Raw genomic sequence first — 20,521 nt, 5'->3', positions numbered from 1 at the left:
CGATCGATGATCCCGGTCACATCCTTCGCCGGCAAGACGGTCGCGGTGTTCGGCCTCGGCGGCTCGGGGCTTGCGTCCTGTCACGCGTTGAAAGCGGGCGGCGCCGAGGTGATTGCCGCCGACGACAATGCCGAGAACGTCGCCAAGGCCGCGCAAGCGGGTTTCGTCACCGCCGATTTGCGCAACGTCTCCTGGGCGAATTTCGCAGCGCTGGTCCTCGCGCCCGGCGTGCCGCTGACCCATCCCGTGCCGCACTGGAGCGTGCTGAAGGCGCGCGAGGCGGGCTGCGAGGTGATCGGCGATATCGAGCTGTTCTGCCGCGAGCGTCGCCGTCACGCGCCCAACGCGCCGTTCGTCGCGATCACCGGCACCAACGGCAAGTCGACCACGACCGCGCTGATTGCGCATCTCACAAAGGTCGCCGGCTACGACACCCAGATGGGCGGCAATATCGGCACCGCGATCCTGTCGCTGGAACCGCCGCGCACGGGCCGCGTCCACGTCATCGAGATGTCGTCCTACCAGATCGACCTCACGCCCTCGCTCGATCCCTCCGTCGGCATCCTGCTCAATGTCAGCGAGGACCACATCGACCGTCACGGCACCCTCGCGCATTACGCTGCGGTGAAGGAGCGTCTCGTCGCCGGCGTGCAGGCCGGCGGCACCGCGATCGTCGGCGTCGACGATGGCTTCTGCCGCGACATCGCCGACCGGCTCGACCGCGCCGGCAAGAACGTGGTGCGGATCTCCGTCAAGAACCCGCTGGCCTCCGGCATCCATGTTGAGCACGGCACCATCGTGCGCACCGCGGGCGGCGCGAGGAGCGAGGTCGCAAAGCTCGGCGGCATCGGCTCGCTCCGCGGCCAGCACAACGCGCAGAACGCGGCCTGCGCCGCCGCCGCCGCGCTGGCGATGGGCATCAGCCTCGATGTGCTGCAGAACGGGCTGCGCAGCTTTCCCGGCCTCGCGCATCGCATGGAGCAGGTCGGCCGCCGCGGCAACGTGTTGTTCGTCAACGACTCCAAGGGCACCAACGCGGATGCGACTGCGCATGCGCTGTCGTCCTTTTCGGAAATCTTCTGGATCGCCGGCGGCAAGCCGAAGGCGGGCGGCATCACTGGCCTGACCGGCTACTTCCCGCGCATTCGCAAGGCCTATCTGATCGGCGAGGCCGCGCAGGAGTTTTCGGGAACGCTGGGCACGCAGGTCGCGCACGAGATCAGCCAGACGCTGGACATCGCCGTCGAGCACGCCGCGCGCGATGCGGAAGCCTCGGGCCTCGCGGATGCGGTGGTGCTGCTGTCACCCGCCTGCGCGTCCTTCGACCAGTACCGTAACTTCGAGATCCGCGGCACCAAGTTCCGCGAGCTGGTTCAGGCGCTACCGGGTGTGAAACCGGTGGTGTAGGGCGCGGCTACTCCTTGCTCCGCTGTCGTCGCCCGGCTTGACCGGGCGACCCAGTATCCCAGAGGCGGTGCTTGAGCCGGGAGGCCACGGCGTACTGGATGCCCCGGTCAAGCCGGGGCATGACGAGCATGTGAGGTCGGCACTCGCTCCTATCTCCAAACATCCGCGTTTCCTTAACCCCCCGGTAACCAACCTCGGCGACCAATGGATGACCTCTGTCCGAAAGCGGCCGCCCATGCTCTCCCGTGAAGAACGCACCCCCTTTTCCGAGTGGTGGTGGACCGTCGACAAGCCGCTGATGGGCGCCATCCTGGCGCTGATGCTCACCGGCGTGATCCTGTCGCTGGCGGCGAGCCCGCCGGTTGCGACCCGCATCGGGCTCGATCCCTTCCACTTCTTCAGCCGGCACGTGATGTTCCTGGCGCCCTCCTGCCTGGTGCTGCTCGGGGTGTCCTTCCTGACGCCGCGCGCGATCCGCCGCTCGGCCCTGATCATCTTCGCGGCCAGCATCATCCTGATCGTGCTGACGCTCGCGATCGGCCCCGAAGTGAAGGGATCGCGGCGCTGGATCACGCTGCTCGGCGTCAACATCCAGGCCTCCGAAGTTGCAAAGCCGTCGTTCGTCGTCATCGCCGCCTGGCTGTTCGCGGAATCGACCAGGCGGCCGGAGATGCCGGCGACCTCGATGGCGCTGGTGCTGCTCTTGATGCTGGTCTCGCTGCTGGTGATGGAGCCCGACTTCGGTCAGACCATGCTGATCCTGATGGTGTGGGGCTCGCTGTTCTTCATCGCGGGCATGCGCATGATCTGGGTGTTCGGTCTTGCGGGCGCCGCCGCGGCCGGTCTGTTCAGCGCTTATCTGTTCGTTCCGCACGTCGCCGGCCGCATCAAGCGCTTCATGAATCCGGCTTCCGGCGACACCTTCCAGGTCGATACCGCCATGGAAGCCTTCTACAACGGCGGATGGTTCGGGCTCGGGCCGGGCGAGGGCATCGCCAAGCGCAGCCTGCCGGACAGTCACACCGACTTCGTGTTCGCAGTTGCCGCCGAGGAGTTCGGCATCATTCTGTGCCTTGCGATGCTGGCGCTGTTCGCCTTCGTCGTAATCCGTACCCTGTCGCGCGCCTATGCCAATGAGGACATGTTCTCGCGCTTTGCGGCGTCTGGGCTAGCGATCCTGTTCGGCGTGCAGGCCGCGATCAACATGTCGGTCAACCTCCAGCTCATCCCCGCCAAGGGCATGACGCTGCCCTTCATCTCCTATGGTGGCTCCTCGATCGTGTCGCTGGCCTATGGTGTCGGCATGATGCTGGCGCTGACGCGGCTGCGCCCGCGCACCGAAGTCGAGGCGAGCGGCCACGCCGAGGCGATGCGCAGTTACGCGTGATAGGTCTCGTGTCCCGGACAAGCTCCGCGAAGCGGAGCGCAGAGCCGGGACCCAGAATGCCGCACCAATGGGCCCCGGTTCAGCAGCGCACCACGCCGCGAAGTGCGGCGCGCTGCGCTGCGCCCGGGGCACGAGCACGGCTCGCAATAGGCGCTTTTTCCCTGTAAATACCGCTACCATGGACACTTCCCCCCTGATTCTTCTCGCCGCGGGCGGCACTGGCGGCCACTTGTTTCCGGCCGAGGCGCTCGGCGTCGAGCTGATCCGGCGCGGCTTTCGCGTCCGTCTCGTCACGGACGAGCGGGCGCTGCGCTATAGCGGGCTGTTCAGCAAGGACATGATCGACGTCGTCTCGAGCGAGACCGCGCGTGGCCGCAATCCGTTGCAGCTCGCCTATGCCGGCCTGACGCTCGCCGCCGGAACGCTGTCCGCCTACGGCCTGATCAGGCGATTGAAGCCCGTCGCCGTCGTCGGCTTCGGCGGCTATCCGACGCTGCCGCCCCTGGTCGCCGCGAAATTTGCGGGCGTCCCCAGCATCATCCACGACGCCAATGCGGTGCTCGGCCGCGCCAACCGGTTCCTGGCGAGCCGCGTCCGCGCCATCGCGACGTCGCTGCCCGGCGTGCTCGACCGCGATCCGGCGCTGGCTGGCAAGACCACGACCGTGGGCACGCCGATGCGTCCGGCAATCCTCGCCGCAGCCGCCGTGCCATATGTCGCGCCTGAAGCGAACGGACCGCTGCGCCTGCTCGTCGTCGGCGGCAGCCAGGGTGCGCGCATCATGGCCGACGTCGTCCCCGGTGCGATCGAGCGCCTTGAGCCTGCGCTATGGAGCCGGCTCGTCCTGACCCAGCAGGTGCGCGACGAAGACATGGCGCGCGTGCGCGCGGTCTACGACAAGCTCAAGATCAATGCCGAGCTCGCGCCGTTCTTCACCGATCTGCCGGCGCGGCTCGCCTCCAACCATCTGGTGGTGTCGCGCTCCGGCGCCGGCACGGTCGCCGAACTCGCCGCGATCGGACGGCCCTCGATCCTGGTGCCGCTGCCCGGCTCGATCGACCAGGACCAGTTCGCCAATGCCGGCGTGCTGGCCAAGGTCGACGGCGCGATCCGTATCCCGCAGACCGAGTTTACCTCCGACCGGCTCGCCGCCGAGATCTCCGCCTTCGCCGCCGAGCCCGCGCATCTTGCTTCCATGGCCGCGGCCGCGAAGGGGGCGGGGCGGCTCGATGCGGCCGAACGTTTGGCCGATCTGGTGGTCAAAGTCGCGGGAATCTGACGCGAAAAAGCCCTTGTCTTGGCCTTCCAAAGCGGGGCATCCAGTAGGAAAGGCGCGCGGCTGATTTGGCCGTGACCTTCGCCATATGCCGCCTTTCCGGCGGCAAGGTCAGGGAACAGAGCATGAGACTGCCGCGCGAGATCGGACCCATCCACTTCGTCGGGATCGGCGGGATCGGCATGAGCGGCATCGCCGAGGTGCTGGTCAATCTCGGCTATGTCGTGCAGGGCTCGGACGCCTCCGACAATTACAATCTCGACCGTCTGCGCAAGGCGGGCGCGAAGGTCTCGGTCGGCCACAAGGCCGAGAATGTCGACGGCGCTGCGGTCGTCGTCGTGTCTACCGCGATCAAGCGCGACAATCCGGAACTGATGGCGGCGCGCGAACGGCGTATTCCCGTGGTGCGCCGCGCCGAGATGCTGGCCGAGCTGATGCGGCTGAAGAGCTGCGTCGCCATCGCCGGGACCCACGGCAAAACCACCACGACCACGATGGTCGCAACGCTGCTCGATGCCGGCGGCCTCGATCCCACCGTGATCAATGGCGGCATCATCAATGCCTATGGCTCGAATGCGCGCCTCGGTGCCGGCGACTGGATGGTGGTGGAAGCCGACGAGAGCGATGGCACGTTTTTGAAGCTGCCGACGGACGTTGCGATCGTCACCAATGTCGACCCTGAGCATCTCGATCACTTCAAGACCTTCGAGGCGGTGCAGGACGCGTTCCGGCATTTCGTCGAGAACCTGCCGTTCTACGGCTTCGCCGTGATGTGCATCGACCATCCCGTCGTGCAGAGCCTCGTCGGCAAGATCGAGGATCGTCGCATCATCACCTATGGCGAGAATCCGCAGGCCGATGTGCGGCTCGCCGATCTCACCCCGATGGGCGGTGGCTCCAAGTTCAAGGTCGCGTTCCGCGATCGCAAGACCGGCGCCGTGCACGAGATCGCCGATCTCATGTTGCCGATGCCGGGACGCCACAACGCCTCCAACGCGACGGCCGCGATTGCGGTCGCGCGCGAACTCGGCGTGTCGGACGAGGCGATCCGCAAGGCGATCGCAGGCTTTGGCGGCGTCAAGCGCCGCTTCACTAAGACCGGCGAGTGGAACGGCGTCACGGTGATCGACGATTACGGTCATCACCCCGTCGAGATCGCGGCAGTGCTGAAGGCGGCGCGGGAATCCACCAACGGCAAGATCGTCGCCGTGGTGCAGCCGCATCGCTACACCCGCCTGCAATCGCTGTTCGAGGAATTTTGTACCTGCTTCAACGACGCCGATGCGGTTGTTGTCGCCGATGTCTATGCCGCCGGCGAGGCGCCGATCGACGGCATCGACCGCGATCATTTCGTCGCGGGCCTGCGCGCCCATGGCCACCGCGAGGTGATCGGCCTGCCGGCAGCGCCGGAGCTTGCGGGTATCGTCAAGGGCCTGGCGAAGTCCGGCGATCTCGTCGTGTGCCTTGGCGCCGGCAACATCACGCAATGGGCGTATGCACTGCCCAACGAATTGAAGGCGTTGGGGTAGGCGCTCTCATGAGAGTCTCACAGACAGCCACGCGGCACACTGCGCTCCCTCCCCCCTTGCGGGGGAGGGCGGGGGAGAGGGGTGGCCACGAACTCCGATCTCGCTTGGGGCTACCCCTCTCCCTGCCCCTCCCCCGCAAGGGGGGAGGGAACGGAGAGATTGTGCCTTCCTCACTTGAGGATGCACCATGACCTTCCCCGACATCACGCCCGAACTCAAAGCCGCGATGCCGGAGCTGCGTGGCCGGATGCTGGCCAACCAGTCGCTGGCCGAGCTCACCTGGTTTCGCGTCGGTGGTCCCGCGCAGGTGCTGTTCACGCCGGCGGATGAGGACGATCTCGCTTACTTCCTCGCGCATCTTGCGTCCGACATTCCCGTCTATGTCGTCGGCGTCGGCTCCAACCTGATCGTGCGCGACGGTGGCATTGCGGGCGTGGTGATTCGGCTGGCGCCGCGCGCCTTTGGCGAGGCGAGCGCGAGCGGCGATGTCGTCACCGCTGGAACTGCCGCGCTCGACAAGCGCGTGGCGGAAGTGGCGGCCTCCGCCAATATCGGCGGGCTCGAATTCTATTTCGGCATTCCCGGCACCATCGGCGGTGCGCTGCGCATGAATGCGGGCGCCAATGGCGGCGAGACCAAGGACGTATTGATCGAGGCGAGCGGCGTTGCGAGGGACGGCAGCAAGCACATGTTCTCGAACGCCGACATGAAGTTCGTCTACCGCAATAGCGGCGTCGATCCCTCCATGATCTTCACCTCCGCGCGCTTTCGCGGCGAGATCAGGGATCCTGATACGATCCGCGCGCGCATGGCGGAGGTACAGACCCATCGCGAGACCGCGCAGCCGATCCGCGAAAAGACCGGCGGCTCGACCTTCAAGAACCCGCCCGGCCATTCCGCCTGGAAGCTGGTCGACTCCGCCGGCTGCCGCGGCCTGCGCGTCGGCGGCGCGCAGGTCTCGGAGATGCACTGTAATTTCCTGATCAACACGGGCGACGCCACCGCGCACGACATCGAGGCGCTGGGCGAGACCGTGCGCGAACGGGTGAAGGCAAACTCCGGAATTGAGCTACATTGGGAAATCAAGCGGATTGGAATTCCCGGCTAACCTGGACAGGCGACGAGAGAACATGCGCATCACCATCCTCTTCGGCGGCTCCAACCGGGAGCGTCTGGTTTCGGTCGCCTCAGCCCAGGCGCTACATCAGGCGCTGCCCGAGGCCGATCTCTGGTGGTGGGACGTCGAGGACAAGGTGCATGTCGTGCAGTCGAAGCAACTGCTCGAACACGCCCGTCCGTTCGAGGACGAGTTCAAGCCCGGCACATCAGGCATTCCGCTGGGGCAGGCGCTCGATCAGGCCAAGACGGAGGGCCGCGTGCTGGTGCTCGGCCTGCATGGCGGGCGCGCGGAGAACGGCGAATTGCAGGTGATGTGCGAGGCGCGCGGCGTGCCTTTCACCGGATCGGGCTCGGCCTCCTCGCATCTTGCCTTCGACAAGATCGCGGCCAAGCATTTCGCCGCGCTCGGCGGCGTGACGCCGCCGGCCAATGTCGCGCTGGATAAGATCGACGAGGCCTTCGCCGAATACGGCCGGCTGATCGCAAAGCCGGCGCGCGACGGCTCGAGCTACGGCCTGATCTTCGTCAACGCCAGGCAAGATCTCGTCGCCGTCCGCAATGCGGCGAAGCACGAAGACTATGTGATCGAGCCCTACATTGCGGGCGTCGAGGCGACCTGCGGCGTGCTGGAGCGCCCCGACGGCTCGATCGTCTCGCTGCCGCCGATCGAGATCATTCCGGGCGAGGGCAATTTCGACTACGCCGCAAAATATCTCCTGAAGTCGACCCAGGAGATCTGCCCCGGCCGTTTTGCGCCCGAGATCACCGCTGCGCTGAAGGAGCAGGCGATGCTGGCGCATCGCGCGATGTCCTGCACCGGCTATTCCCGCTCGGACTTCATCGTCTCCGACAGGGGCCTGATCTATCTCGAGACCAACACGCTGCCCGGGTTGACCAAGTCCTCGCTCTACCCAAAGGCGCTGAAAGCCGAAGGCATCGCGTTCGTCGACTTCCTGCGCGGCCTGGTCGAGCTCGCCGGGCGGGGCGTAAGAAAATAATTAGGACTGGTTAACGGCCGAACCGGCGAAATGGCCGGTTTTGGAACCCAAAACCGGTAAAATGCCGGACATCGCGGCATAAATGCCTCACACGCCTGGGCAAAACGCATCCCGCGTTAACGAAGTTTACCTTTTGTTTACCAGGACGTCCGAAGGTTAACGCTGGCGGCGCATATGACGCTTTGGCTGCCGGCGCGTGGGCTGTTGCGGGTGATGTCACCTCCAGCGAACGCTTTGAAGGGGAGAGGTTTTCTTCTTCTGAAGACCAGCACCCGGCCCGGCAAGTCCGAGACGTCATGTTCGCCAGGACCCGCGCGATGTCGCGGGCTAACTGTTGACGAGCTCGTGCAATGGATGGTGCAGGAAGCCTCACCCGGTCGTTTCTGAGATCGCTGAGGCCCCAAGCTGACCTGAAGGCGGCCGCTATCGGAGCGGTCGTGCTTCTGCGCGAGTGGGTGCAGGACAAGCGCGACCAGAAGCGCGCTGCCGCCCAGAACAAGATCAGGTCCAAGACCAAAGCCAAGCCCGTCGTCGAGCGCGAGCCGCCGCCGCGCGTGGTCGCGCTGGTCGAGCGCTACGCGCCGCGCCGGATCGGGATCACCATGACCGTTCTGCTGCTGATCGGAAGCTGCGGCTTCGGCATCGTCAGGGGCGGCCACCTCCAGGATTTCATCGCCGCAGTCAGCGACACCCGCAACGCGCTGGCCAATTCTGCGGGCTTCCGCATCACCTCTGTCGTGATCAACGGCCGCAAGCAGCTCAGCCAGGACGAGATCCTCGCGGTCGGCGGGGTCAGCGGCCGCTCCTCGCTGCTGTTCCTCGACGCCGACGTCGTGCGCGACAAGCTCAAGGCCAATCCCTGGATTGCGGATGCAACCGTGCTGAAGCTCTATCCGGGCCGGCTCATGATCGACATCACCGAGCGCCAGGCGTTCGCGCTGTGGCAGGAGGCCGGCCGGCTCTCCGTCATCGCCGATGACGGCGCGGTGCTCGAGCCTTACGTCTCGCGCCGGTTCCTGTCGCTGCCGCTCGTGGTCGGCAAGGGCGCCGACACCCAGGCGCGCGATTTCCTGGCGCTGCTGGCGCGCTATCCGCAGATCAATTCGGTGACCAAGGCCGCGATCTATGTCGGCGAGCGGCGCTGGAACCTGAGGCTCAAGGATGGCCTCGACATCCGTCTGCCCGAGCAGGACGTCGGCAACGCCCTCGCGACGCTGTCCAGGCTCGACAAGGAGGACAAGCTGTTCTCCCGCGACATCGTCGCCGTCGACATGCGCCTGCCCGATCGCCTGGTGGTGCAGCTGTCCGACGACGCCGCCAAGGCGCGCGAGGACCTGTTCAAGGACAAGAAGAAAAAGAAGGCCGGGGACGCAGCATGACCGGCCTTGATCGCACCCAGACCCCGAAGACACGCCCGATGCCGCACAAGCGCGGCGGCATCGTCGCCTGCCTCGACATCGGCACCAGCAAGATCGCCTGCATGATCGCGCGGCTGAGGCCGTCGGCGCCGAGCGAAGCCCTGCGCGACCGTACCCACGCGGTGGAGCTGATCGGTTACAGCCAGATCCAGTCGCGCGGCATGAAGGCCGGCGCAGTGGTCGATCTCGCCGAATGCGAGCAGGCGGTGCGCCAGGCCGTCGGGCTGGCGGAGAAAATGGCCAAGGTGCGGGTCGAGTCCGTGCTGCTGTCGGTCTCCGGCGGCCGGCTCTCCGGCCAGCTGGTCGAAGCTGCGGCCGACATCCGCGGCGGCGCCGTGACGCCGGCCGATGTCAGCCGCGTCACCTCGACCGGCATGCGCCACGCCACCGGCGAGGGCCGCACCGTGCTGCACGCGCTGCCGGTCGGCTACACGCTCGACGGCGTCAAGGGCATCCGCGATCCGCGCGGCATGGTCGCGCATCAGTTCGGTGTCGACATGAACGTCGTCACCTGCGAGGCCACCGTTGCCCGTAACCTGATGCTGGCGGTGGAGCGCTGCCACATCAATGTCGAAGCCATGGCGGCGAGCCCCTATGTGGCCGGCCTGTCGGTGCTGACCGACGACGAGGCCGATCTCGGCGCCGCCGTCGTCGAGATGGGCGCGGGCACCACCACCATCGCGGTCTATTCCGGCGGCCGCTTCGTGCATGCGGCGGGCTTTGCGGTCGGCGGGCAACACATCACGATGGATCTCGCGCGCGGACTCTCCGCGACCATTGCCGATGCCGAGCGAATCAAGACGTTATATGGGACCGTCATCACCGGCGGATCGGACTCGCGTGAGCTGATGTCTGTACCGACAGCCGGTGACGAGCAGGATCTGCCGCAGATCGTCTCCCGCGCGACCATCGCCAACATCGTCAAGCACCGTGCCGAGGAAGTCTTCGAAATGGTTCGGGACAAGCTGAAGGATTCGCCCTTCGCCTCAGAGCCCAACGGCCGCGTCGTGCTCTCCGGCGGCGCCTCGCAGCTCACCGGACTCGTCGAACTCGGCACACAGATTCTCGGCCGGCCCGTGCGGGTCGGACGTCCGCTCGGTTTCGGCCGGCTGCCCAACGAGGCGAAGAACGCCGCGTTCGCGGTGCCGGCCGGGCTCCTCGTCTACCCGCAATATGTTCACCACGAACATGTCGAACCGCGGCATACGCGGCAGCAGGTCAAGACAGGGACGGGCGGTTATTTTGGAAAGGTCGGACGATGGCTACGCGAGGGCTTCTGATGAACCGGTTCCGCAACCTTCGCATTTCACCAACTCCCGCGGCCGCCGGCCGGGGCGAACCCACGCGCGCGTGATCGAGAGGCAAACATGACCATCAGCATCAATGTTCCTGATATTCACGAATTGAAGCCCCGGATCACCGTGTTCGGCGTCGGTGGCGCCGGTGGCAACGCCGTCAACAACATGATCACGGCGGGCCTCCAGGGCGTCGACTTCGTGGTCGCCAACACCGACGCGCAGGCGCTGACGATGTCGAAGGCGCAGCGCATCGTGCAGATGGGCACCGCGGTCACGCAAGGCCTCGGCGCGGGTTCGCAACCGAACGTCGGCGCGGCGGCGGCGGAAGAGGTGATCGACGAACTGCGCGACCATCTCTCGGGCGCCAACATGGTGTTCGTCACCGCCGGCATGGGCGGCGGCACCGGCACAGGTGCTGCTCCCGTCATCGCCAAGACCGCGCGCGACATGGGCATCCTCACCGTCGGCGTCGTGACCAAGCCGTTCCACTTCGAGGGCGGCCGCCGCATGCGCACCGCCGAGGCCGGCATCAACGAGCTGCACAAGGTCGTCGACACGCTCCTGATCATCCCGAACCAGAACCTGTTCCGGGTCGCCAACGAGAAGACCACCTTCGCCGACGCCTTCGCGATGGCCGACCAGGTGCTCTATTCCGGCGTTGCCTGCATCACCGACCTGATGGTCAAGGAAGGTCTGATCAACCTCGACTTCGCCGACGTTCGCGCCGTCATGCGCGAGATGGGCAAGGCGATGATGGGTACGGGCGAAGCTTCCGGTGACAAGCGCGCGCTGACCGCCGCTGAAGCCGCGATCGCCAACCCGCTGATCGACGATAGCTCGATGAAGGGCGCCAAGGGCCTCCTCATCTCGATCACCGGCGGCAAGGACCTCACCTTGTTCGAGGTTGACGAAGCCGCGACCCGCATCCGCGAGGAAGTCGATCAGGACGCCAACATCATCGTCGGCGCGACCTTCGACGAAGCGCTCGACGGCCTGATCCGCGTCTCGGTCGTCGCCACCGGCATCGAGCAGGCAACGATCGCCCGCAACACCCAGGCCACCAGCGCCCCGGTCGCGAACGCGGCGCCGCAGCAGATCCAGCAGGTGCAGCAGGCTCCCGCTGCTCCGGCCGCCGCTGCCGAGAGCCGTCTCGCCGATCTGACCGCGCGTCTGCGCGCCGACAATCAGCGCATGGCCGAGCGCGCCCAGAAGCTGGAAGCCCAGATCCCGGCCTCCGCCCCGACCGCGCCGCGTCCGAATGTCGAGCGCGCCGCGCTGGCCGCCATCGCGGCTGCCGTTGCCGAGGTCCCGCAGGCGCCCGCGCCGATGCAGACCTATGGCGACGTCACGGTGCGCCCGATCGCACAGAAGCCGACGCTGTTTCCGGAGCCTGACATGGCCCCGGTCGCGATGCAGGAGCCGATGACGCCGGATACCTTCATCCCGCCGCAGGCCGAGCGTGGGCCGGTCCGCGCGCCTCGGATGCCGCGCATCGACGAACTGCCGATGCCGGCCCAGGCCGAGCTTCGCCAGGCCCGCGGCGAGGTTGAAGAAGAGACCCCGCAGAAGACCCGCCTGTCGCTGCTCCAGCGCCTCGCCAATGTCGGCCTCGGCCGCCGCGACGAGGAGAGTGAGGCGCCGGTCGCAGCCCGCACCGCCGGTCCCGCGATGCCGCCGCTGCCCGATCGCCGGCCCCAGAAGAGCGTGGCGCAGCAGATCGCGGCAAGCGAGCCGGTATCGGAGTATGCCCGCCGTCCTGCGCCTCAGGGCCTGGACATGCATGGTCGCCCGGCGCCTGTTGCGCCGGCGCCACAGGGTGACGACCATCTTGATATCCCGGCCTTCCTGAGGCGTCAGGCGACCTGAGGATTGTTACAATAAGGCTGACGAAAAAAGGTCCCGGCGGGAAGCTTGCCGGGACCTTTCCTTTGGTCCCGTGCATGCCCGGATTGCGGGATCAAACAACTGATTTTAAATCATTAATTACGCATTTGGTGGTTCAGTAAAACTGCCGATAACGGTCCCAAACTCCGGCGCAATTTGGTTAAGCCTTGGCGCGAATACGGCAGGTTTGGGGTAACAATCGGTAAAAAAGCGTGAGTTGGCGCTGTTTGAGGCTGTGACTATGGTTTGCCGTGACTTGGGGATACGGAGATTCGCAACCGTCGGCACTGGCCGACCAAGCGGGCCTAGTATAAGTCGCAGTGGGTCGTAGTGGGGCGGATTCCTGATGAAATTTAGCCGGCAAACAACGCTTCGTGCGCAAGCCACCGTGGCCGGCGTTGGCGTTCATTCCGGGCTTCCCGTCACTCTCACGCTGGGGCCTGCGCCCGTCGATGCGGGGTTTGTTTTTGTCCGCACCGGCCTCGAGGGAAGTGACCGTGAGATTCAGGCGACCGCCGACCAGGTGATCGCGACCGACTTCGCCACCGTCCTCGGCGATCGTGACGGCCCGTTGGTTTCGACCGCCGAGCACGTGCTTGCGGCGCTGCGGGGCATGGGCGTCGACAACGCCACCATCGAGATCGACGGACCGGAAGTGCCGATCATGGACGGCAGCGCCGCGGCCTTCATTGCCGCGATCGACCAGGCCGGCATCGTCAGCCAGCCGGCACAGCGCCGCTTCATTCAGATCTTGAAGCCGATCTCGGCCAAGGTCGGTGACTCCTTCGGCGAGATCCGGCCCCACGCCAACGGATTCCGCGTTGATATCGAGATCGACTTCACCAATCCCGTCATCGGCCAGCAGAGCTACGGCTTCGATCTGAGCCCGGAGCGCTTCCGCCGCGAAGTCGGCCGCGCCCGGACTTTCGGCCTGATGTGCGACGTCGCCCGGCTCTGGAGCGCGGGTTACGCACTCGGCGCCTCCTTCGACAACACCGTCGTGTTCGACGACGAGCGGCTGCTCAACACCGAGGGCCTGCGCTACGCCGACGAATGCGCCCGCCACAAGGTGCTGGACGTGATCGGCGATCTCGCGCTGGCCGGCCTGCCGCTGCTTGGCGCCTATCGCTCGGTGCGTGGCGGTCACAAGCTCAACCACGCTGTCCTGACCGCGCTGCTCGCCGACCGTACCGCCTGGCGGGTGGTCGAGGGCGAGGCGGTCCGCCGCACCACGCGTCCCGTGGGCGAAGTCGGTCGCGGCATCGTCGGCGGTCGCATCGCCGCGGCCTACGGGCCGGACGTGTCCTGAAGAGACCTGTCGCCACTGGCGTTCTGTTGCCGCCGGCGTTTGGCGGCGGCTCCCGGGAAACTCCTGGTAACGATGATCGGCTAGGATTGCGGCGCGTTCGCCTTAATCCGGGCGAAATGCCTGCCTATCCGGTTGGTTCGAGATCGTTTTTCGGTTACACGGCGTGGTCGCATGGCAGGCACCACGGCTACATTTCGCGCCCATGACGGGGTTCATGGGCTGGCGGACACCGCATCACAGGGCGTCAGGGCTTAAATTCATGTCGGCACAGCGTATGACGCGCGGATATCTCTCGGTCTCGCCTGGAGTCCGCGGGCTGCTTCAAGCCGCCACCTTCGTGGTGCTCGCGCTGCCGCTGGCCGGCTGCGGCACCGGCGCGCTCTGGGACAAGTTCACCGCCAAGGACGACACCTTCACCGAGGAGCCCGCCGACAAGATCTATAATGAGGGCCTGTACCTCATGAACGAGAAGAAGGACATGAAGGGGGCGAACAAGAAGTTCGAAGAGGTCGACCGCCAGCATCCTTATTCCGACTGGGCCCGCAAATCGCTGTTGATGTCGGCCTATGCCTCCTACCAGGGCGGCGACTATGACGGCTGCATCGGCGCCGCGACCCGCTACGTCACGCTGCATCCCGGCAGCCCGGACGCGGCCTATGCGCAATACCTGATCGCCGCCTCCCATTACGATCAGATCCCGGACATCAGCCGCGACCAGGCCCGCACCGAGAAGGCGATCGCCGCGCTGGAAGAGGTGAACCGCAAATATCCGAACTCGGAATATGCGACCTCGGCCAAGGCCAAGATCGAGGGTGCGCGCGACCAGCTCGCCGGCAAGGAAATGAACGTCGGCCGCTATTACATGCAGAAGCGCGACTACACGGCGGCGATCAACCGCTACAAGGCCGTCGTCACGCAGTACCAGACCACCCGCCATGTCGAGGAGGCTCTGTTCCGGCTCACCGAGGCCTATATGACGATCGGCATCGTCGCCGAGGCGCAGACCGCAGCCGCGGTGCTTGGCCACAATTTTCCTGACAGCCGCTGGTACAAGGACGCCTATAATCTTGTAAAATCCGGGGGTCTCGAGCCGAGCGAGAATCAGGGTTCCTGGATGAGCAGGGCCTTCAAGAAGATAGGCCTTTAGTCTCGGCTAGGAAATTTGATTCCATGCTGGCGCGTCTGTCGATCCGTGACATCGTCCTGATCGAGCGGCTCGATATCGAATTCGCCACCGGACTTGCGGTTTTGACCGGTGAGACCGGTGCGGGCAAATCCATCCTGCTCGATGCCTTTGCACTGGCGCTCGGCGGCCGCGGCGACGCCGGGCTCGTGCGCCATGGCGCGGAGCAGGGGCAGGTCACCGCCGTCTTCGATATCCCCAAAAATCACCCCGCGACGAAGATTCTGGCCGAGAACGGCCTGGATGATACCGGCGAGATGATTCTCCGCCGGGTGCAACTCGCCGACGGCCGCACCCGCGCCTTCATCAACGACCAGTCGATCAGCGTGCAGACGCTGAAGGCGGTCGGTGGCGCCCTGGTCGAGATCCACGGCCAGCATGACGAGCGCGCGCTGGTCGATGCCGCCACCCACCGCCGCCTGCTCGACGCCTTTGCCGGGCTCGAAAAGGACGTCGCGGCCGTGGAGGCGCTCTGGGACGCGCGCCGCACCGCGAACACCGCGTTGGAGGAGCATCGCGCCGGCATGGAGCGCGCCGCGCGCGAGGCCGATTATCTGCGCCACGCCTCCGACGAGCTGAAGCAGCTCGCGCCCAAGGAAGGCGAGGAGACCTCGCTCGCCGGTCGCCGCACCACCATGATGCAGGGCGAGAAGATCGCCTCCGATTTGCGCGAAGCGCAGGAAGCCGTCGGCGGCAATCATTCGCCGGTCGCCTCGCTGTCGGCCGCGGTGCGCCGGCTGGAGCGGCGCGGTGTCAACTCGCCGGCGCTGGTCGAGCCCGCCGTGAAGGCGATCGACGTCGCGATCAACGCGCTGGAGGAAGCCGACCAGCATCTCCTGGCCGCGCTCGCCGCGACCGATTTCGATCCGGGCGAGCTCGAGCGCATCGAGGAGCGGCTGTTCGCGCTGCGCGCCGCCTCGCGTAAATATTCGACGCCGGTCGATGGCCTCGCCGCGCTTGCCGCCAAATACGCTGCCGACGTCGTCCTGATCGATGCCGGTGCTTCGCGGTTGAAGAAGCTGGAGCAGGCGGCGATCGAGGCTGACGCGCGCTATGCCGCTGCCGCCAAGAAACTGTCGATGGCGCGGCAGAAGTCGGCGGACAAGCTCAACAAGGCGGTCAACGCCGAGCTCGCGCCGCTCAAGCTCGAACGCGCCAAGTTCATGACGCAGGTCGAGACCGATGAGGCCGCGCCGGGCCCGCAGGGTTTCGACCGCGTCGAGTTCTGGGTGCAGACCAATCCCGGCACCAAGCCGGGTCCGATGATGAAGGTCGCTTCCGGCGGCGAGCTCTCGCGCTTCCTGCTGGCGCTCAAGGTCGTGCTGTCCGACCGCGGCTCGGCGCCGACGCTGGTGTTCGACGAAATCGACACCGGGGTCGGCGGTGCGGTCGCGGACGCCATCGGTGGGCGGCTCGCGCGGCTTGCCGGCAAGGTGCAGGTGATGGCCGTGACCCACGCTCCGCAGGTCGCCGCCCGTGCCGGCCAGCATCTGCTGATCTCCAAGGATGCGCTGGACAAGGGCAAGCGCGTCGCCACCCGCGTCAATGCGCTGGCCGCTGACCACCGCCGCGAGGAGATCGCCCGCATGCTCGCCGGCGCCGAGATCACGGCCGAGGCGAGGGCGGCCGCCGATCGGCTGCTCAAGGCGGCGAGTTAGACTTTGTGTCCCGGATGCGCGTAGCGCGAGCCGGGACACGGAATGCTGCCACACAGGCCCCGGCTCTGCAGCGCACGGCTCCGCGCTGCGCAGCGTCCGGGGCACGAGACCAACCGCCTTTACCCTCCCGCCCGCTCCGTCGTATCCAAGCACCATGGCAAGAGCAGCAAAATCCAAAGCAAGGCCGCTTCGTGACGTCGCCGACCTCACCAAGGCGCAGGCCAAGGTCGAGCACATGCGGCTCGCACTCGAACTCGAAGAGCACGACAGGCGCTACTATCAAGAGGACGCGCCCACCGTGACCGACGCCGAATACGACGCGTTGCGCCAGCGCTTCAACGCGATCGAAAAGCGCTTTCCGGATTTCGTCAGCGCGGAGTCGCCGTCCCAGAAAGTCGGCGCGGCGCCGTCGGGGCGCTTCAGGAAAGTCCGGCATTCCGTTCCGATGCTGTCGCTCGACAACGCGTTTGCCGAAGAGGACGTCCGCGACTTCGTCGGCCGCATCGTGCGCTTCCTGAAGCTCGACGACGACAAGGTCGATTTCTCGGCGGAGCCGAAGATCGACGGCCTCTCGATGTCGCTGCGCTACGAGGGCGGCGAGCTCGTCACCGCGGCGACCCGCGGTGATGGCGCTGAAGGCGAGGACGTCACCGCCAACATCCGCACGCTCGAAGATGTGCCGCAGAAGCTGAAAGGCCGCAACGTCCCTGACATCTGCGAGGTGCGCGGCGAGGTCTACATGACCAAGAAGGCGTTCCTCGCGCTCAACGAGCGGCAGAAGGCGGAAGGCAGCACCATCTTCGCCAATCCGCGCAATTCGGCCGCAGGCTCGCTCCGGCAGAAGGACCCGACCATCACCGCCTCGCGTCCCCTGGGCTTCTTCGCCTATGCCTGGGGCGAGATGAGCGCGATGCCGGAGGGTACGCAGAGCGGCATGATCGGCTGGTTCGAGCGCTGCGGCTTCAAGACCAATCCGTTGACCAGGCTCTGTCATTCCGTCGAGGAGCTGCTCGCGTTCCATCAGTCGATCGAGGAGCAGCGCGCAAAACTCGATTACGACATCGACGGCGTCGTCTACAAGGTCGACCGCATCGACTGGCAGGAACGGCTCGGCTTCGTCTCACGCACGCCGCGTTGGGGCATTGCGCACAAATTCCCGGCCGAGCGCGCCGTGACGGTGCTGCGCGACATCGAGATCCAGGTCGGCCGCACCGGCTCGTTCACGCCGGTCGGCAAGCTCGAACCGGTCGGCGTCGGCGGCGTGATCGTGCAGAATGTCACCCTGCACAACGAGGACTACATCAAGGGCATCGGCAACAAGGGTGAGGTGCTGCGCGAGGGGCGCGACATCAGGATCGGCGACACCGTCGTGATCCAGCGTGCCGGCGACGTCATCCCGCAGGTGGTCGACGTCGTCCTCGACAAGCGGCCGAAGACCGCCAAGGAATTCCATTTCCCGACGAAGTGCCCGTGCCCGCTGCATACCGACGTCGCGCGCGAGGAAACGGCGGCCGGCGAAGAGGGCTCGCGCGCCCGTTGCACCGGCGAGTTCGCCTGTCCCTATCAGAAGATCGAGCACCTCAAGCTGTTCGTGTCGCGGCGCGCCTTCGACATCGACGGTCTTGGCGAGAAGCAGCTCCAGTATTTCTTCGACGAGGGATGGGTGAAGGAGCCCGCCGACATCTTCACGCTGGAGAAGCGCAATGCGAAGCTGAAGCTCGAGGAGATCGAGGGCTACGGCGCGACCTCGGTGCGCAACCTGTTCGGCGCCATCGAGAGCCGGCGCAGAATCGCGCTGGAGCGCTTCGTCTTTGCGCTCGGGATGCGTCATGTCGGCGAGACCACGGCGCTGGCGCTCGCACGCGGCTATGGCTCGTGGGACGCCTTCCACGATGCCTGTCTCAAGGTCGCCAAGGGTGACGAGGAGGCGATGGCCGAGATGGACGCGCTGGACCAGATCGGCGACACCGTGATCAAGAGCATCGCCGACTATTTCGGCGAGAGCCACAATCGCGGCATCGTCGAGCGCCTCACCAAGGAAGTCGAGATCATCGACGCCGAGAAGCCGAAGAGCAATTCCGCCGTCGCCGGCAAGACGGTGGTGTTCACGGGATCGTTGGAGAAGATGACGCGCGACGAGGCCAAAGCCACCGCGGAGCGTCTCGGGGCGAAGGTGTCGGGTTCTGTGTCGAAGAAGACCGACCTCGTCGTCGCCGGCCCGGGCGCGGGCTCCAAGCTCGCGGAAGCCAACAAGCACGGCGTCAAGGTGTTAACCGAGGACGAGTGGCTGACGCTGATCGGGGAGTGAGCGGAGCGCGCTCGCGCCACTCACTCCGCTGTCGTCGCCCGGCTTGACCGGGCGATCCAGTACTCCGAGACGGCTGTGATAGAACCGATGGGCCGCGGCGTACTGGATTCCCCGCTTGCCGCCTGCGCTAAAGCTTCGGCGGCCCTGGACCTCAGCCCCGGCGAAGCCTTGGCGTAGCCGGGTCGCGGGGAATGACACCGAGGTTGGTGCGAGGCCAATCGCCCCCTCACATCATCCCGCTCTCTTCCTCTTCCGCCTGCTCGATCAACTCCTCGCTCACCACCACCTCGCGGCGAGGAACGATGAAGATCATCATGCAGGCGCAGAGCAGCGAGATCGCCAGCACTGCCGAGGTCAGCGGCAGCGTCGTTACGGAATGGCCGCCGAGATAGGCGCCGAATTGCGACATCAGCGCGCCGATGCCCTGCTGGAGGAAGCCCATCGCGCCCGACGCGGTGCCGGCGGCTTCAGGGCGGATGCTGATGGCGCCGGCGGCGGAGTTCGCCATCACGAAGGCATTGCCGACCATCACGATCATCTGCGTGCCGAACAGCCATGCGGGTGCTTCGTTCCAGCCCGCAAAACTCCAGAGCAGGTTCAACAGGCTGCCGCAGAGTTGCAGGCCGAGCCCGAACCAGATCAGCTTTTCCAGCGAGTGTCGCGGCGCGAAGCGCACGCAGAGCAGATTGCCGACGAGATACGCAAAGCCTGTTGTCGCGAACCAGGCGCCGTATTCGGCGCTGGTCCGGCCCATCTGCGTCACCACGATGTAGGGGCCGCCGCCGGCGAAGGTGAAGATAATCTGGGACGCCAGCACCTGGCACATCACATAGCCGATGAAGGCGCGGCTCTTGATCAGGGTGCCGACGTCGCTGCGAAAGCCGCCGCTGCCGACCGCGCGATCGCGGCGGGTCTCGGGCAGCGCGATCGCGATGCCGATTGCGACCGCGATCGCGCCGATCGTGACGGCGTAGAAGATCGCCCGCCAGCCGAATGCGGTCTCGATCAGGCCGCCGGTGAGCGGTGAGACCATCTGGCCGATCATCAGCGCTGCGATCACGAGGCTGATCATGGAGGCGACGCGGTCGCGCTCGTAGATATCGCGGATGATGGCGCGGCTCACCACCATGCCGGAGGCGCCGCCGAGCGCCTGGAAGAAGCGCGCTGCGATCAGTTGCGGCAGGGTTTCGGCTAAGATGCAGGCGATGCTCGCCGCGACCATCAGCGCGAGGCCGCCAAGCAGCACCGGACGCCGGCCGAACCTGTCCGACAGCGGTCCCATGATGAGCTGCGACAGTGCGATGCCGACCATGTACAGCGACACCGTCATCTGCGCGATTGAGATGTCGCGGCCGAACGTCGTCGCCAGCACGGGCAGCGCCGGAACCAGGATGTAGAGCGAGATCGGCGCGATCCCGGTCATGACGACTAGCAGCAGCAACACCACGCGCGAGGTCGCGATGTTTTTCGTCGCCGCGTCTGGCGGCCTGCTGATCATGCCGTGCATAGTCGTCCGTCTTTCGAAGTCGAATCGACTGTAGCGTGCTCGCGCAAGACGGATATCGGCGTTTCGGAATGCGGCTATTCGGATTTCGGGACGGTTGTGATAACAGCGTGTGGAGACCGTTATCCTACGGGGTGCGTGTGCTGAGATGTTGTGCGGTCGTGCCACATCTTCGGTGTCATTCCCCGCGAAGGCGGGGAATCCAGTATTCCAGAGGCCGTAGTGATTGAATCGAGAGGCTGC

General features: G+C 66.1%; 14 protein-coding genes. 13 read left to right on the top strand and 1 reads right to left on the bottom strand.

From position 1 onward, the window contains the following. The first annotated feature begins 6 nt into the window (after positions 1-6). The 13 genes from murD (at position 7) to ligA (ending at position 18,774) form a co-directional block, all read left to right on the top strand. Entirely contained in the window at positions 7-1,407 is a 1,401-nt protein-coding gene (gene murD, locus AC1DW2_RS32780) for a UDP-N-acetylmuramoyl-L-alanine--D-glutamate ligase (protein WP_477008026.1), read from the top strand. Positions 1,408-1,642: 235 nt separating this feature from the next. Next, positions 1,643-2,794: a putative lipid II flippase FtsW gene (gene ftsW, locus AC1DW2_RS32775; protein WP_063981538.1), complete on the top strand. Its 1,152-nt coding sequence runs from the start codon at positions 1,643-1,645 to the stop codon at positions 2,792-2,794. A gap of 178 nt (positions 2,795-2,972) precedes the next feature. Further along, on the top strand, positions 2,973-4,073 hold the full coding sequence (murG, locus tag AC1DW2_RS32770) for an undecaprenyldiphospho-muramoylpentapeptide beta-N-acetylglucosaminyltransferase (RefSeq protein WP_477008025.1): 1,101 nt from the start codon (positions 2,973-2,975) through the stop codon (positions 4,071-4,073). A 122-nt stretch (positions 4,074-4,195) separates the two neighbouring features. Beyond that, positions 4,196-5,599: a UDP-N-acetylmuramate--L-alanine ligase gene (gene murC / locus AC1DW2_RS32765; protein WP_477008024.1), complete on the top strand. Its 1,404-nt coding sequence runs from the start codon at positions 4,196-4,198 to the stop codon at positions 5,597-5,599. Positions 5,600-5,786: 187 nt separating this feature from the next. Beyond that, positions 5,787-6,707, top strand: coding sequence for a UDP-N-acetylmuramate dehydrogenase (gene murB, locus AC1DW2_RS32760; protein ID WP_477008023.1), 921 nt, complete (start codon positions 5,787-5,789; stop codon positions 6,705-6,707). Between the two features lie 22 nt (positions 6,708-6,729). Continuing rightward, on the top strand, positions 6,730-7,716 hold the full coding sequence (locus AC1DW2_RS32755; protein ID WP_477008022.1) for a D-alanine--D-alanine ligase family protein: 987 nt from the start codon (positions 6,730-6,732) through the stop codon (positions 7,714-7,716). 350 nt (positions 7,717-8,066) lie between these two features. After that, positions 8,067-9,095 (top strand): cell division protein FtsQ/DivIB, encoded by a 1,029-nt coding sequence (locus AC1DW2_RS32750; protein WP_477008021.1) that lies wholly within the window; start codon positions 8,067-8,069, stop codon positions 9,093-9,095. Beyond that, entirely contained in the window at positions 9,092-10,414 is a 1,323-nt protein-coding gene (ftsA, locus tag AC1DW2_RS32745; RefSeq protein ID WP_063981543.1) for a cell division protein FtsA, read from the top strand. The genes AC1DW2_RS32750 and ftsA overlap by 4 nt, the downstream gene beginning before the upstream one ends. An 87-nt stretch (positions 10,415-10,501) precedes the next feature. Then, positions 10,502-12,298: a cell division protein FtsZ gene (gene ftsZ, locus AC1DW2_RS32740; protein WP_477008020.1), complete on the top strand. Its 1,797-nt coding sequence runs from the start codon at positions 10,502-10,504 to the stop codon at positions 12,296-12,298. Between the two features lie 364 nt (positions 12,299-12,662). After that, positions 12,663-13,625 carry a UDP-3-O-acyl-N-acetylglucosamine deacetylase gene (lpxC, locus tag AC1DW2_RS32735; RefSeq protein WP_208088185.1) on the top strand — a complete coding sequence of 321 codons (963 nt, stop codon included), beginning with the start codon at positions 12,663-12,665 and terminating at the stop codon, positions 13,623-13,625. A 259-nt stretch (positions 13,626-13,884) separates the two neighbouring features. Beyond that, entirely contained in the window at positions 13,885-14,772 is an 888-nt protein-coding gene (locus AC1DW2_RS32730) for an outer membrane protein assembly factor BamD (protein ID WP_028147628.1), read from the top strand. Between the two features lie 23 nt (positions 14,773-14,795). Then, complete coding sequence (recN, locus tag AC1DW2_RS32725; RefSeq protein ID WP_071910406.1) at positions 14,796-16,466, top strand: DNA repair protein RecN; 1,671 nt, start codon at positions 14,796-14,798, stop codon at positions 16,464-16,466. 154 nt (positions 16,467-16,620) lie between these two features. Continuing rightward, positions 16,621-18,774 (top strand): NAD-dependent DNA ligase LigA, encoded by a 2,154-nt coding sequence (gene ligA / locus AC1DW2_RS32720; protein ID WP_477008019.1) that lies wholly within the window; start codon positions 16,621-16,623, stop codon positions 18,772-18,774. A 226-nt stretch (positions 18,775-19,000) separates the two neighbouring features. Here ligA and AC1DW2_RS32715 read toward each other — a convergent pair whose 3' ends face one another. Next, complete coding sequence (locus tag AC1DW2_RS32715; protein ID WP_477008018.1) at positions 19,001-20,281, bottom strand: multidrug effflux MFS transporter; 1,281 nt, start codon at positions 20,279-20,281, stop codon at positions 19,001-19,003. Positions 20,282-20,521: the final 240 nt, after the last annotated feature.

Source organism: Bradyrhizobium sp. P3_C3 (assembly GCF_056402655.1).
Note: the sequence above shows the minus strand (reverse complement) of the source record. Positions and strands in the feature narration are given on the sequence as shown.

Excerpts from the sequence above, each read along its gene's own strand:
- murD (WP_477008026.1), top strand. The coding sequence starts at position 7 with ATGATCCCGGTCACATCCTTCGCCGGCAAGACGGTCGCGGTGTTCGGC.
- ftsW (WP_063981538.1), top strand. The coding sequence starts at position 1,643 with ATGCTCTCCCGTGAAGAACGCACCCCCTTTTCCGAGTGGTGGTGGACC.
- murG (WP_477008025.1), top strand. The coding sequence starts at position 2,973 with ATGGACACTTCCCCCCTGATTCTTCTCGCCGCGGGCGGCACTGGCGGC.
- murC (WP_477008024.1), top strand. The coding sequence starts at position 4,196 with ATGAGACTGCCGCGCGAGATCGGACCCATCCACTTCGTCGGGATCGGC.
- murB (WP_477008023.1), top strand. The coding sequence starts at position 5,787 with ATGACCTTCCCCGACATCACGCCCGAACTCAAAGCCGCGATGCCGGAG.
- AC1DW2_RS32755 (WP_477008022.1), top strand. The coding sequence starts at position 6,730 with ATGCGCATCACCATCCTCTTCGGCGGCTCCAACCGGGAGCGTCTGGTT.
- AC1DW2_RS32750 (WP_477008021.1), top strand. The coding sequence starts at position 8,067 with ATGGATGGTGCAGGAAGCCTCACCCGGTCGTTTCTGAGATCGCTGAGG.
- ftsA (WP_063981543.1), top strand. The coding sequence starts at position 9,092 with ATGACCGGCCTTGATCGCACCCAGACCCCGAAGACACGCCCGATGCCG.
- ftsZ (WP_477008020.1), top strand. The coding sequence starts at position 10,502 with ATGACCATCAGCATCAATGTTCCTGATATTCACGAATTGAAGCCCCGG.
- lpxC (WP_208088185.1), top strand. The coding sequence starts at position 12,663 with ATGAAATTTAGCCGGCAAACAACGCTTCGTGCGCAAGCCACCGTGGCC.
- AC1DW2_RS32730 (WP_028147628.1), top strand. The coding sequence starts at position 13,885 with ATGTCGGCACAGCGTATGACGCGCGGATATCTCTCGGTCTCGCCTGGA.
- recN (WP_071910406.1), top strand. The coding sequence starts at position 14,796 with ATGCTGGCGCGTCTGTCGATCCGTGACATCGTCCTGATCGAGCGGCTC.
- ligA (WP_477008019.1), top strand. The coding sequence starts at position 16,621 with ATGGCAAGAGCAGCAAAATCCAAAGCAAGGCCGCTTCGTGACGTCGCC.
- AC1DW2_RS32715 (WP_477008018.1), bottom strand. The coding sequence starts at position 20,281 with ATGCACGGCATGATCAGCAGGCCGCCAGACGCGGCGACGAAAAACATC.